Annotated in this window: 12 protein-coding genes; 11 read left to right on the forward strand and 1 reads right to left on the reverse strand. The window is 38.4% G+C overall.

The annotated features are described in order from the left end of the window. Positions 1-51: 51 nt before the first annotated feature. From CLV48_RS12660 to CLV48_RS12685, 6 genes are all read left to right on the forward strand, one after another. Positions 52-1,218, forward strand: a complete 1,167-nt coding sequence (locus tag CLV48_RS12660) for a hypothetical protein (protein WP_106567650.1) — start codon at positions 52-54, stop codon at positions 1,216-1,218. A gap of 184 nt (positions 1,219-1,402) precedes the next feature. After that, positions 1,403-2,398, forward strand: coding sequence for an adenosine kinase (locus CLV48_RS12665; RefSeq protein ID WP_106567651.1), 996 nt, complete (start codon positions 1,403-1,405; stop codon positions 2,396-2,398). Positions 2,399-3,102: 704 nt separating this feature from the next. Further along, positions 3,103-3,441 (forward strand): hypothetical protein, encoded by a 339-nt coding sequence (locus tag CLV48_RS12670; protein WP_106567652.1) that lies wholly within the window; start codon positions 3,103-3,105, stop codon positions 3,439-3,441. 168 nt (positions 3,442-3,609) lie between these two features. Next, positions 3,610-4,938 (forward strand): M16 family metallopeptidase, encoded by a 1,329-nt coding sequence (locus tag CLV48_RS12675; protein ID WP_106567653.1) that lies wholly within the window; start codon positions 3,610-3,612, stop codon positions 4,936-4,938. 25 nt (positions 4,939-4,963) lie between these two features. Next, on the forward strand, positions 4,964-7,006 hold the full coding sequence (locus CLV48_RS12680) for an insulinase family protein (protein ID WP_106567654.1): 2,043 nt from the start codon (positions 4,964-4,966) through the stop codon (positions 7,004-7,006). A 64-nt stretch (positions 7,007-7,070) separates the two neighbouring features. Then, positions 7,071-7,787, forward strand: coding sequence for a LolA-like protein (locus CLV48_RS12685; protein WP_106567655.1), 717 nt, complete (start codon positions 7,071-7,073; stop codon positions 7,785-7,787). A gap of 254 nt (positions 7,788-8,041) precedes the next feature. On the opposite strand, the gene CLV48_RS12690 is transcribed toward CLV48_RS12685, so the two are convergent. Further along, positions 8,042-9,724, reverse strand: coding sequence for a M61 family metallopeptidase (locus tag CLV48_RS12690; RefSeq protein ID WP_106567674.1), 1,683 nt, complete (start codon positions 9,722-9,724; stop codon positions 8,042-8,044). A 138-nt stretch (positions 9,725-9,862) separates the two neighbouring features. On the opposite strand from CLV48_RS12690, the gene rpmH reads away from it, so the two are divergent. Genes rpmH through CLV48_RS12715 form a run of 5 tightly spaced genes read left to right on the forward strand, consistent with a single transcriptional unit; the run spans position 9,863 to position 13,323 of the window. Next, positions 9,863-10,021 carry a 50S ribosomal protein L34 gene (rpmH, locus tag CLV48_RS12695; RefSeq protein ID WP_009032742.1) on the forward strand — a complete coding sequence of 53 codons (159 nt, stop codon included), beginning with the start codon at positions 9,863-9,865 and terminating at the stop codon, positions 10,019-10,021. Between the two features lie 49 nt (positions 10,022-10,070). After that, positions 10,071-10,460: a ribonuclease P protein component gene (rnpA, locus tag CLV48_RS12700; RefSeq protein ID WP_106567656.1), complete on the forward strand. Its 390-nt coding sequence runs from the start codon at positions 10,071-10,073 to the stop codon at positions 10,458-10,460. Further along, the gene (locus CLV48_RS12705) at positions 10,457-12,121 is read left to right on the forward strand and encodes a S41 family peptidase (RefSeq protein ID WP_106567657.1); all 1,665 of its coding nucleotides are present in this window, start codon (positions 10,457-10,459) and stop codon (positions 12,119-12,121) included. Before rnpA ends, CLV48_RS12705 begins: the two co-directional genes overlap by 4 nt. Before the next feature lie 6 nt (positions 12,122-12,127). Continuing rightward, entirely contained in the window at positions 12,128-12,820 is a 693-nt protein-coding gene (gene tsaB, locus CLV48_RS12710) for a tRNA (adenosine(37)-N6)-threonylcarbamoyltransferase complex dimerization subunit type 1 TsaB (RefSeq protein ID WP_106567658.1), read from the forward strand. Further along, on the forward strand, positions 12,817-13,323 hold the full coding sequence (locus CLV48_RS12715; RefSeq protein ID WP_106567659.1) for a DUF2480 family protein: 507 nt from the start codon (positions 12,817-12,819) through the stop codon (positions 13,321-13,323). Before tsaB ends, CLV48_RS12715 begins: the two co-directional genes overlap by 4 nt. Positions 13,324-13,731: the final 408 nt, after the last annotated feature.

Genomic DNA, 13,731 nt, shown 5'->3' on the forward strand with positions numbered 1-13,731 from the left:
TCATTTCCAAAATAAAATTTCTATTTTTACCCGCCGAAAAAATTGGATCAGATGACAATAGTGGAAGTTACTACTCCTGCCTTGGAAAAGGAATTTTTGGAAATGGCCGTAAGGCTTTACAGAAAGGAAAAAAACTGGATCAGGCCCTTAGATCAGGATATTCAGGGGATATTTAACCCCAAGAGCAATAAGCTGTTCAAGCTTGGAGGTAAAGCCAAACGCTGGTTGCTATTAGACGGAAAAAATGAAATTATTGGAAGGATTGCGGCATTTCTTCATCCCAAATGGAAGGAAAAACTACCCACTGGAGGGGTAGGATTTTTTGAATGTATAAGTGATCAGGAGGCTGCGTTTATGCTTTTTGATACTGCAAAAGATTGGCTTCAGAAAGAAGGTATGGAAGCCATGGATGGACCTGTAAATTTTGGGGAACGTGATAAGTGGTGGGGACTTTTGGTAGAGGGCTTTTCTCCTCCCAACTATAACATGCCCTGGAATTTCCCCTACTACAAAGATTTCTTTGAGGCTTATGGCTTTCAGGTGTATTTTAAACAATTCACTTACATGAGACCCGTGCAGGGAGTGGGCTTTGATCCTAAAATGATTGCCAGAGCCAAAGAGTTACTTAAAAATCCCGATTTTGAATTTAGGCATATCCAGGGAAAAGAACTGAGAGACAAAGCCCCACAATATTTTATGGAGGTGTACAATAAAGCATGGTCCCGCCATATGGGGAAAACCCTGACGCTGAAAGAAACCCAATTGATGTTCGGAAAGATGAAACCCATCATGGATGCCCGCTTGATTTATTTTGGGTTTTACAAAGGGGAACCTGTTTCTTTTTTTATCAATATCCCGGAAATCAACCAATTGTTCAAATACGTAGATGGTAGATTAGATTTATGGGGAAAGATGAAATTTTTGTACAATAAGATTTTCAATCCTCCCAACAAAATGCTGGGATTGGTTTTTGGTGTAATCCCTGATTTTCAGGGTAAAGGAGTGGATTCTGCAATGATTATGGCTTATAATGAGAAATTTGCAAGACACGATTCCTTCCCTTATAAGACCATCGAGATGAACTGGATTGGGGATTTCAATCCCAAAATGATGCGTGTTTGTGAGCAATTGAACGCTACAATTTATAAAACCCATCATACTTATAGATACCTCTTTGATAGGGAAAAGCCATTTGAAAGACATCCGATTTTTGATTGAAAGTGCTCTAGACAATGGACCAAGTTCAAAGTACGATGTATAAAGAATATTGTACCATGTGCCAAGTTTAAGAGAGTAGGGGATGGAATAGAAAATTGATTGTTAAGAAAGTTTTTCTGATCAATTTCAAACCCTTTAAAGGGAAAAAATTAAACCAACTTGTAACAAAAACAAAGAATAATACATGAAAAAATACGATGTGACGGGTATAGGCAATGCTCTGGTGGACATAGAATTTAAAGTGACAGATCAGTTTTTTTGGGACAATAAAGTAGAAAAAGGACTGATGACCTTGGTGGATGAGCAGCGGCAAGATGCTCTGATGAAAGTAATCAATACGGAGGAGGCTAAGAAACAGTGTGGTGGATCTGCTGCAAATACGGTCATTGCCGTGAGTCAGTTTGGGGGGAGTTCTTATTACTGCTGTAAGGTAGCCAATGATGAACTTGGATATTTTTATTTGGAGGACCTCAAGAATTCAGGTGTGGACAATAGCCTGGAAGGCAAAATCCCTGAAGAAGGAATTACCGGTAAATGCCTCGTAATGGTAACAGAAGATTCCGAAAGGACCATGAATACCTTTTTGGGCATTACCCAGAATTTCTCTGTGAAGGATATCAATGAATGGGCCATCAAAGATTCTAAGTATCTTTTTATCGAAGGTTACCTGGTCACTTCTCCGAATGGAAAAGAAGCCATGTTACATGCCAAAAAAATTGCTGAAAATGCGGGCACCAAGGTTGCATTAACCTTTTCCGACCCTTCTATGGTCAAGTATTTCAAGTCAGGATTTGAGGATGTAATCGGTCCAAGTGTAGATCTTCTTTTCGCCAATGAGGAAGAGGCCATGCTGTTTACCGGAAAAGATAACCTCGCTGAAGCAAGAGAGGAAATGAAAAAGGCCGCCAAACATTTTGTGATCACTCAAGGTAAAAACGGAGCCATGATTTTTGATGGAGATACCTTCATTGATATAGAGCCTTACAAAACAGTTGCCATTGACAGCAATGGGGCAGGAGATATGTTTGCCGGGGCTTTTATGTATGGTATCACCAACGGTCACAGCTATGCATCAAGTGGAAAATTGGCCTCTATGGCAAGTTCAAAAATCGTAAGCCAATTTGGTCCAAGACTGAAGTGGCATGAGGCTAAGGAAATCCTGGCAAAGCTAAATCCATAAATAAATCTGAAATTATCCAGCAGTATTTTGGGGACTCCCAAGCAATTGGGAGCCCCACTGATCTCGATGCCTACTTGGAAGGGACAGATTATCACCTTCTCAGGCTCGGATTACCAATGACAAATAGCAATTTCTCACGGCGATCACAGGGACTTCGATGCGCCCGCTGCGTGAATCCTTTTGTGATTTTATGATCTGTAAATGCCAAATTTTAAGACTAAGGAAGAGTCTTCCAATTTAGAGGAGATGCTTCACTGGGTTCAGCATGACGCGTTATCTTGTCATTACCCCTTCCGTAATTTATCCAAAATGTTAAAATCTTAGAATGACAACGGAGTATTTGGAGTTCTAATTTCTGACCGTCTCACCAATATTGAAGATTCAGGCTGCCAGTCTTGCGTTCTATCAAAAGCACAAAGTGCATTTGGATAAACTTATCCGATTAATTTCAAGTGGAAATTTGATTTTTAAAGAATCCTGTTTTTTATTGTGGTGTTGTTTAGTTTTTGTTCAATTTAAACCTTTTAGGATATGGGGCTATTGAAAAATAAATTTACACTGGGTTTATTAATCATCTTTTTTTGTATTGGGATTTACTTAGGGCTGAACTGGTCAGAATTTGTTGAAGGGTTTATGGATGGCTGGAACAACGGTAGATGTAACTGTCCTTGATGAATAATAGATAGATTCTTTAAAAATTTCCAATGAAATATAGCACGCTATTTTTCCACGGTCAGAAAATTGAGGTTTTCAATTCCTGGCTGGGAAAGGAAATCATCAAAATCAATGGAGAAGTTAAGTCAAGCAAATACTCCGTGTTTGGGACAACGCATCATTTCCAATTTGAAGATGCAAAAGGGGATTCCCATGAGTTTCAATTAAGTTTCAGGATAAATTTTACTGGAATAGTTTTGGATGTCTATTTGGATAAGCAGCCTGTAATTGTATCTCCGAACAATTCAAATTGGGCGACACTCTTTCTTTTCGCGGTCTCAGCCGGGGTGGTCATGTTCCTCTTTGGGTTTTTCAAGAATACATGTTAAGATAATTTGGAATTTGCACCTATCTTCAGGCTGAATTTTCCAAAGAGGGATTCCGCTTATATCAAAGTACAGGACAAAAGCTTGTGTTTATTTTGGGAATAAGGATTGAAAACAAAAACATTTTAAGTCAATTTGAGTAGAATATTTAAAACTAATTTAATCTGGATTATGAGAAAGTTTACCTTTTCGCTGATGCTGGGTCTCTTCCTGGCCATTTCAGTTTCAGCTCAAAACAAAATTGAATTCAGGGAATTCACTCTGGACAATGGCCTCCATGTAATTATGCATCAGGACAACAGTACTCCTATCGTGGCAGTTTCGGTACTGTATCATGTAGGATCCAAAAATGAAAGGCCAGACAGAACAGGATTTGCCCACTTTTTTGAGCACCTTCTTTTTGAAGGGACAGAAAATATTCCTAGAGGGGAATATATGAATAAAATTCAGGCTATTGGAGGGACACTCAATGCATTTACCTCAAATGATATTACTTACTACTATGAAATTGTGCCTTCCAATCAATTGGAGACAGCATTGTACATGGAGTCCGAAAGGATGTTGCACCCTAAAATAGATCAGGTAGGTGTTGATACCCAAAGGGAAGTAATTAAGGAGGAAAAAAGGCAGTCATATGATAACCGACCTTATGGTACCATTTTGTTGGAAACAATGAAACGCTCTTATTCAAAGCATCCCTATATGTGGCCTGTCATCGGCTCTATGGAGCACTTGGATGCGGCGCAATTGCAGGAATTTATGGATTTCCATAAGTCTTACTATGTGCCAAACAATGCTACTTTAACAATTGCAGGTGATATTGATTATGAACAAGCAGAAAAATGGGCTAGGGCTTATTTTGAAGAAATCCCAAAAGGACCTTCAGATTTTTATAGACCCAATATAACAGAACCAAAGAAGACTGCTGAAATCAGAGATATCGTTTATGACAACATTCAGATACCTGCAATCATCCAGGCCTACAATCTTCCTCCCAAAACCCATTCGGATTCTTATGCTATGTCTATGCTTTCGACTTATCTGACAGGTGGCAATTCCTCTCTGATGACAAAAGAATTGGTTGACAGGCAGCAAAAAGCCTTGGGAGTTGCGGCAATTCCATTGGATCTGGAAGACGGGGGGATTTTCCTGATGTATGGTATTGCCAATATGGGTGTTGAACCCAAAGATCTTGAAAGTGAAATGGATGTTCTTTTAAAGAGAGTACAACAGGAAGGTATATCTGAGCGTGATTTCCAAAAATTGCAGAACATTATCGAAAATAATCTGGTAAGCAAAAACAGCTCCATGGCAGGAATCGCCCAAAATCTGTCACAAGCAAAGGTTTTCTATGGTGATACCAATTATATTAATCAAGAACTTGGTTATTATAGAAAAGTTACAAGAGAAGACCTTCAGCGTGTTGCCAATGAATACTTAAATTTAGACGGAAGGGTGGTCTTGTATTATCTTCCAAAATCTGCCCAAGCTTCAGAGTAATTTTTCAACACAAAAAGATATTTATATGAAAAAGATATTCATTTATATACTTACGGTATTTATTGTTCAGGCTGGATTTGCTCAAGTGGACAGATCCAAATACCCTGACCCTTCACCGGCAAGAGAGATTAAATTAGGAAACGCCGATTCTTTTGTTTTACCCAATGGACTTAAAGTTTTTGTGGTTGAAAACAGAAAACTCCCACGTGTTGCTTTTTCCTTGGTATTAGAAAGGGATCCGATATTGGAAGGAGAAAAAGCCGGGATGTTGGGAATGGTTGGAGAGATGTTGACTGGAGGAACTACCAACAGGACCAAAGATCAGCTGGATGAGGAAGTGGATTTTATAGGAGCTTCCTTGAGCGCAAGCTCAACTTCGGTGTTTGCTTCATCATTAAAAAAACACCAGGAAACTATCCTACAGTTGATGACAGATGTGCTTTACAATCCTGTTTTTCCCCAGGAAGAATTGGATAAGCTGAAAAAGCAAGCCGTTTCAGGTTTAGCAGCAAGTAAGGATGATCCAAATGCCATTTCTTCCAGATTGGCTTCAGCCATGAACTTTGGTAAAAACCATCCCTATGGGGAAATGCAGTCTGAAGCCAGTATAAACAATATCAGTGTGGAGGACATTAAAGGGTATTATCAGACCTATTTCAAGCCGAATATCGCCTATCTTGCCATAGTAGGAGATATTACTAAAGCTGAGGCCCAGGCATTGGCGAATAAATATTTTGCTTCTTGGAAAAGGGGAGATGTACCTACCAAAACATTCCCTTTACCTCAGGCACCATCCCAAAACAAAGTAGCATTGGTAGATCGCTCAGCTTCTGTTCAATCGGTGGTGAATATTACTTACCCAATGGAAATGAGCCTTTCACATCCGGATTATCTAGCTACACGTGTGCTGAATTATATTTTGGGTGGAGGCTCTTCTTCGAGATTATTTATGAACCTTAGAGAAGACAAAGGTTATACCTATGGGGCATATTCGTCTATTGGTTCAGATAAATTGGTAACTACTTTTAGGGCATCAGCAAGTGTCAAGCAAACCGCTACTGATTCCGCTATCAATGAGATGATTTACGAAATCAGGAACTTAAGGGACAATGGAGTTACTGCCAAAGAGCTTGAAGATGCAAAAGCAAATTTGAGTGGTTCCTTTGGGAGGTCATTGGAGAGTCCATCCACCATTGCCAACTTTGCGATCAATATGGAAAGATATAATCTGCCCGCAGATTTCTATGCCACTTACCTGCAGCGCTTGAATGCCCTGACTGTTGAGGATATCAATGCTTCTGCCAAAAAGTTTTTGAAACCTGATAATATGTACATCACTGTAGTCGGCAATGGATCGGTAATCCAAGAGAGTCTTATGGCATTTGGGGAAGTACAAAGATTCACCAATATGGCTGACGAAGAGCGTCAGATTGCGATTAGCTCAGACATTACTGCCGCAGGTGTAATTTCAAGGTATATCAATAGTATTGGTGGTGAGGATAAAGTGAAAGCAATAAAAACCTCTAAATTGGATGCAGTAGCTGAAATTCAGGGTATGAAGCTGAACATGTTGTATGTGTATGATGAAAATCAGGAAGCTTTTTCCAACAAAATTATGATGATGGGCAATGTGGCCAGCAATACAGTAATCAAAAATGGAAAAGCAACCATTACAGCAATGGGGCAGAAACAAGAATTGACAGATGAACAGTATGAGTCCTTAAAAATGAGTATGTTCATTTTTCCAGAGCTGCATTTTGAAGATTTAGGTTATTCTGTGGAATTGGACGGTGTCAAGGATGTTGATGGGAAAAATGCTTACAAAGTGGTAATTTCTAATCCGACCGGATCTACTCAGGCTTATTACTATAGCGTAGATTCTGGATTGAAAATAAAGAGTGAAAGTGCAGAAGCCGGTGAAACTTTTTATAATGATTATCAAGATGTGGACGGGGTACTTTATCCTATGTCAATGTTGGTAAAATCACCTGCTATTCCTATGCCACTTGAATCAAAAGTAGAAAAAATCAAATTTAATGTAGAAATTTCCGAAGAGGATTTTAGATAATTATAGTTAAAAGGGAGAATTTCTCCCTTTTCTTTTTACATTTAAGGAATTTAAATCAAAGCATATGAAAAAATTTTTCTCATTTATGGTTTCTCTATTGTTAGGGATAGTGATTTCTGTCCAGGCCAATTATGGCCTGACTAATACTCCAACTGAAGACAACGACCCTCAGGAAGTAATTGCAAGGTATATCGAAGCGATTGGTGGCAGAGAAAATGTAGCTAAAATTAAAAACTCAGTGATGGTAATGGAAGCTGAAGTGCAGGGAATGAAGATTGAGATTAAGGGAATTGCAGATCAGGAAAATGGACGATTTGTCCAGGAGACTTCCGTAATGGGAAATGTGGCATCCAGGACTGTCTTGGCCAATGGCAAAGGTAAAATGGTAGCTATGGGCCAGGAACAACAAATTCCAGAGGAAATGATTACACTGATGAAAACCCAGACTTATGTTTTTCCTGAGGAGCATTACAGTGCTTTGGGATTTAATTTGGAATTGCAGGGTACGGAAGACATAGACGGAGAGCAGGCCCATAAATTGATCATTACTGCTCCCAATGGAATCAAAACTGTAGAATACTACTCTGTGAAATCAAACCTCAAGTTAAGAACAAGTTCTGAGGCTACAGGTGACATCACCTATAGCGACTATCAGGTAGTGGACGGTGTAAAGGTTCCTAAAAGGATGACCATTAAAAATCCAATGATGCCTATGGCTTTGGAAGCGAATGTTATTTCCATAAGTTTCAATCAATCACTAACTGATGAACAATTTAAATGATTCTATTAGTTGGATAGCCGCAATGATTCCAGTAATCATTATAAAGACGGTTTTTATCCAGACTGATAATTATTGATATTGGATATGCCTCGTCAGACAAGTTTTACATGGATATTGATCCTAATTTAAAGGTAAATTCCATGAAATTCAGTTAGTGGTATGATGGCAAAAAATCATATTCAATTCTTAAATATTTGCAAAGGAGTCCAAGGTCTTTCAAATCTTGGACTCTTACTTTTTGGGTATAATCCCAGTTAAATGTTTTGATTCCCCATCCATTTTTCTCTTAAAAAAGTTGATGTTGTAATTAGCAGATTTACTATTGGATAAAATGGGGCTGATGGGTCTTTCTGAAGATTAATGATAAGTTCTCTGCCAAAACGGTCAACTCTTATAATTAAGCATTCTTCAACTTGAAGCGCTTCTGGGGAAAATGGTTTTTGGTTTATGCTCAGAATTTTATCGCCTATCATCATTGAAAAATATGCCATGGACTCAGGATGGATATGTGTGACTTTCCCCTCCTGTTCACACCTTATGCCCCAATGATGCAATAATGGCCCGGAGGTATAATCAAATGTAAGCGCTATGCCCATCCATGCCAATTGTTTCTGCAGTTCTGGAAGGAGATCCTTGCCGGGGCTGGAAAACAATTCAATAAAATCTTTCATTTCTTGGGAATGGCCGCTTTCAGTTTTCAAAAGTCCATAAAAATCTGTCATGGAATACCCTGAACCGGATTTCCCAAACCTTTCCCACATGAATTTCATTACTCGGGATAGGGAAGATCCATTTTTATGTAAAATCAGATCAAGGCATAGAGAAATCAGTACACCTCGATTGTAGATATTCACTTTTTTATCCGGTATGCCAGCTTTATACCCATCCAGCCAAAGATCCAAACTTGAGTCAAGAATGGATTGATTTCTCCAGCCAAATTGATCTATTTCTTTTTGTGTCTGCTTTTGAAGTATTTTCAGGTAATCTTCCAATGCAAAATATCCTGATTTTAACAGAAACAAATCTCCCATGTAGGTGGTAACTCCTTCTAGGACCAAACCTGAATCCAAATATGTTTCCTTGGAAAGATCATAAGGCCTCATTTCCTTTGGGCGAATCCTGCAGACATTCCAAAAGTGATACAATTCATGAGAACTTACTCCAATTAGTTCGTCCAATTCTTTTTTCTCCTTCAAAGACTTGGCCGGACCAAAAGTAATGACGGTAGAGAATGCATGCTCCACACCATGATAATGCTTATATGGCAATAGTTGGAAAATAAAGTGATAATTTTCTGCTGGAAATTCTCCAAATGCCTGGATTTGTTTTTCGGTAAATTTTCTGAACACGTTAATAAAATAATCCACCTCAAAATGGATCTCTCCATTAAACCAAAGGTGGAAAGTGCTGTTCTTTACCTGGTAGGAATGATGCTTTAGATCGATAGATGCCAATAATGGACTATCCATTAAAGACTGGTAGTTTTGGGCATTCCAGGAATTTTTCCCTGTTTTTTCCATGGAAGTTGCTACTTGGTAAGTTTCAGGGATTTTGATTTCTATGTTTATTTTTTCATCTTGAATCTCCAAAACATCAAAAGCAAAATTGCTGAAATTAAGGTACAGCTGGGTGTCATCTGACCATGATCCACCGGCATCCATCTGATTGCAATAAAATTGATATTTGATTTGGTATGTACCTGCTTCAATAGCCTGAAAGAGCCATAAGTCTTTAGATTTCTTGGACCAACCGATTGGTTTGCCTTCAAAACTCACATTAAAACCTCTTATTTTCTGGGCATAATTGGCCAATTCATATCTTCCCGGTCTCCAAGCCGCCAGTTGAAGATGAACAACCTGATCGGCATAACAGTTGATTTCAAGGCAGATGTCAATATATTGGGAGCAATTTGATTGACGGGAGATTTGATAATGCATTTTCTTTTCTCTTGATCCAAAACAAAAGTAATTGTCCCGTTTGTAAATAAAAAAAAGGTGTCTATCTTTGCAGTCCTTTTGTAGGAAATCCTCTGGGGAATGAATTAGGAAAGCATCAAGATTTAAAAGCATAGCGTCATGAAAAGAACATTTCAGCCTTCTCGTAGAAAAAGAAGAAACAAACACGGTTTCAGACTTAGAATGTCTACTGCCAATGGTAGAAGAGTATTGAAATCCAGAAGAGCAAAAGGAAGACATAAGCTTACTGTTTCTTCTGAGAAAACATTGAAGAAGTAATCCTTGCAGGTTCGCTTTCGTATTGTTAATATACGTCAAAGAAAATGCAATGAATTTCAGACTTCCAAAGAATGAAAGATTACATTCTAAAAAGTTAATAAAGGAACTTTTTGACAAAGGTTCCTCTTTTTTTTTATATCCTATCAAGGTTCTGATATTGGATGCCCCTCAAGATGTTCAGGAAACCCATCAGGTACTTTTTTCCGTTTCAAAGAAAAAGATCAAAAAAGCTATTGACCGGAATCTAGTCAAAAGGAGGTTGAAAGAAGCCTACCGGCTCAATAAGTCTGAAATTTTGGCAAATATCGAGACAAAGAAATTAATTGGTCTGATTTATGTATCCCCTGAAATTGCTACATTTCAGGTGATAGAACAAAAAATGAAAAAAGTTCTCTACAAAATTGCAGAGACCCAGCAATCCTCAAATACCGATTCATGAAATTTAACCAAAGAAAACCGCTTCTGATTGTGCTTGCTGTGCTGATTTCAGCAGGCCTGCTCTTTTCTTTTGTCAACAAGAATGACAGGCTTTTTGCTATAGCTAAAAATCTGGACATTTTTGCTTCTCTAATAAGGGAATTGGATTCTTATTATGTCGATGAAATTGACCCAGATCATCTGGTAAGCATTGGAATCAATGCCATGCTTGAGGAGTTGGATCCGTATACAGAATTTATACCTGAGGAAAATTCTGATGATTTTAGGTTGCTTACAACTGGGGAATACGGTGGAGTAGGTGCATTGATTGGCAACAGGACTGGGGTAAATATGATCCTTATGCCATATAAAGGATTTCCTGCCCAGGCAGGTGGTCTTAGGATTGGTGATGAATTTTTGAAAGTAGATACTGTTGATGTAAGGAAAAAGGAAACTTCTGAAATTTCAAGGCTATTGAAAGGCCCGGCCAATACACCTGTATTTGTACAGGTTAAAAGAGGTGAAGATACCATATCGGTGAATCTTACCAGAAGGAAAATTGTCATCAGCAATGTTCCTTATTATGGAAAAATTAATAACCATACCGGTTATATCAAACTTACCGATTTTACTACCAATGCTGCCGCCGATGTCAGAAGGGCTTTTCTGGATTTAAAATCTCAGGGTATTACCAGTTTGGTACTAGATGTGAGAGACAATCCAGGGGGAATTCTTAAAGAAGCAGTTGAGATCGTCAACCTTTTTATTCCCAAAGGGAAAGAGGTAGTAAGAACAATCGGAAAAATCGAGAATGTGAATGTGGTTTATAAAACCACCAAATCTCCTGTAGATAAGGATATCCCTATTGTAGTTTTGATCAATGAAAGGAGTGCATCAGCAGCTGAAATTGTGGCAGGTGCACTTCAGGATTATGACAGAGCAGTATTGATAGGTAGAAAGACTTTTGGAAAAGGGCTGGTACAGACTACAGTTCCGCTTTCTTACAATTCCCAGGTGAAAGTCACTACCGCAAAATATTACATTCCTAGCGGAAGGTGTATACAGGCTATAGACTATAGCAAAAAAGACGAGAATGGTAATTCCAATTCAGTACCGGATTCTTTGAGAAATGAATTCAAGACAAAAAACGGAAGGATAGTCCTTGATGGGGCAGGTATAGAACCGGATTTGAAGGTGGATTCGAAATCATTTGCCCCGATTACCTTTAGCTTGGTGGCAAGAAATCTGATTTTTAGCTTTGGCAACGAGTACTTTCGGAAAAATGATCAAATACCATCTCCGAGGGAATTTGATGTAGATGATAACCTATATAAGGAATTTGTGACCTGGCTCGAGGGTAAAGAATACGATTATACTACTTATACAGAGAAAAGTTTAGAGGATTTGGTAAAATATGCCAAAAGAGAGCCGTATTACGAAGATGTCAAAAGTCTAATAGAAGAACTGGAGAAGAAGGTCAACCATAGTAAGGAGAAGGATCTGATTACCCATCAATCTGAGATTAAGGAGGCATTGAGAGAAGAATTGATATCTAGGTATTACTATCAGGAGGGGATCGTGGAGGCATCTCTTAAGAATGATGAGGAAATTAAGAAAGCCATTGGTGTTTTATCCAATCAACAAGAGATTCAGAAAATTTTGACTGCCTCTGTAAAGAAGTAATTTCATATGGCTTTGATTTTATCCATAGAAACCTCGACATCGGTTTGCTCTGTAGCCTTACATGATTCAGGGAATTTAGTTGGTGTTGTTGAACTTCATCAGGATAATGTTCATTCACAAAAGCTCATGTTACTGATAGAGGATTTGATGAATAGATCAGGATTTAAGTCTGAGAACTTAAAAGCTGTGGCAGTATCATCAGGTCCTGGTTCCTACACTGGATTAAGAATCGGTGTTTCTGTGGCAAAAGGTTTCGCTTTTGCCCATGATATACCTTTGATCGCGGTGGATACGCTGTTGGCCCTGGCCAAAAGAGTTGTCCCATTGGTAAATAGTTCTGGAAAAATTGTACCTATGCTGGATGCCAGAAGGATGGAGGTTTACACTGCAGTTTATGATTATCAATTGAATACAATAGAAAAACTTTCTCCACGGGTAATTGAGGAGGGAAATCCTTTCTTAGATTACTTAAATCAGGGGCAAGTTTATTTTTTGGGAGACGGAGTTGAAAAATTAAGGTCACTATTGGAACATCCCTCTTCAGTACTTTTAAAATGGGGACCCTCAGCCCTTACTTTGGGTGAATTGGCATTTGACAAATATCAAAGGGAGGAATTTGAAGATTTGGCCTATTTCGAGCCGAACTACTTGAAGGATTTTAGAGTTATTAGCTCAAAGAAAAACCTTTTATTGTCATGAGTGAAATCATCAATCGGGTGGCAAACAGTCCGATTATAACTTTGAACTTGGAAGATTATTACAGGGAAGAAGAACGTATAGTGTTTGATTTAAAGGATTTTTTGTTTCAGGGTTTGATTCTGAAAGAGAAAGATTTTAGAGAGGCACTCAAGGATTTGGACTGGGGTAGGTATGAAGGCAAGCTAGTAGCAGTCACCTGTACTGCTGATGCCATTGTGCCCAATTGGGCTTTTTTGCTTGTTGGAACATATTTGGGAAAATTCGGAGTGGAATATGTTATCGGTGATTTGAATGTATTGGAGCAATATCTTTTTGAGCAAGCTTTGTCAAAAATCCAGTTAGAAGATTTCAAGAATAGGCCCGTAGTGATCAAAGGATGCAGTAAATTTCCTGTCCCTTTGTTTGCATATGGTAGGGTAATGGCGTTATTACAATGTCATGCTAAGTCTATTATGTACGGGGAACCTTGCAGTACTGTTCCTTTGTATAAAGCCCCTAAGTAAAATATTTTTCTTGTTTACAGCTACTTATCATTTAATGGTATAATATTTTATGTTTCCTGTTTGGTAAATATGATGAAGACAGCTAAGTTTGCATTCCCGTTTGAGAGGAACACTCCTGAAAAAGTCAGGAAAGACAACTTGAAACAATGAGCAAATCGAATCAAGAAAATTAAATTTAAAAAAAATTAAGCTTGGTTTTGGAAGTTAAATATTAACTCCGATATTTGCACTCGCTTTTAGGGGAACGGCCCTAAACAATCCCTAAATGAGGGGAAAAGTTCATTGAAAGATTGGAATACGAAACGACACAATAACAGGTAAAGACGAATGTTTTTACTCCCTGAAGTCCGGAAATAATGGATCTGCCGTAAAGGCGGATCCGGAAAAAACTTTACAATGGAGAGTTTG

It is taken from the genome of Cecembia rubra, from assembly GCF_003014575.1.
GTDB lineage: Bacteria > Bacteroidota > Bacteroidia > Cytophagales > Cyclobacteriaceae > Cecembia_A > Cecembia_A rubra.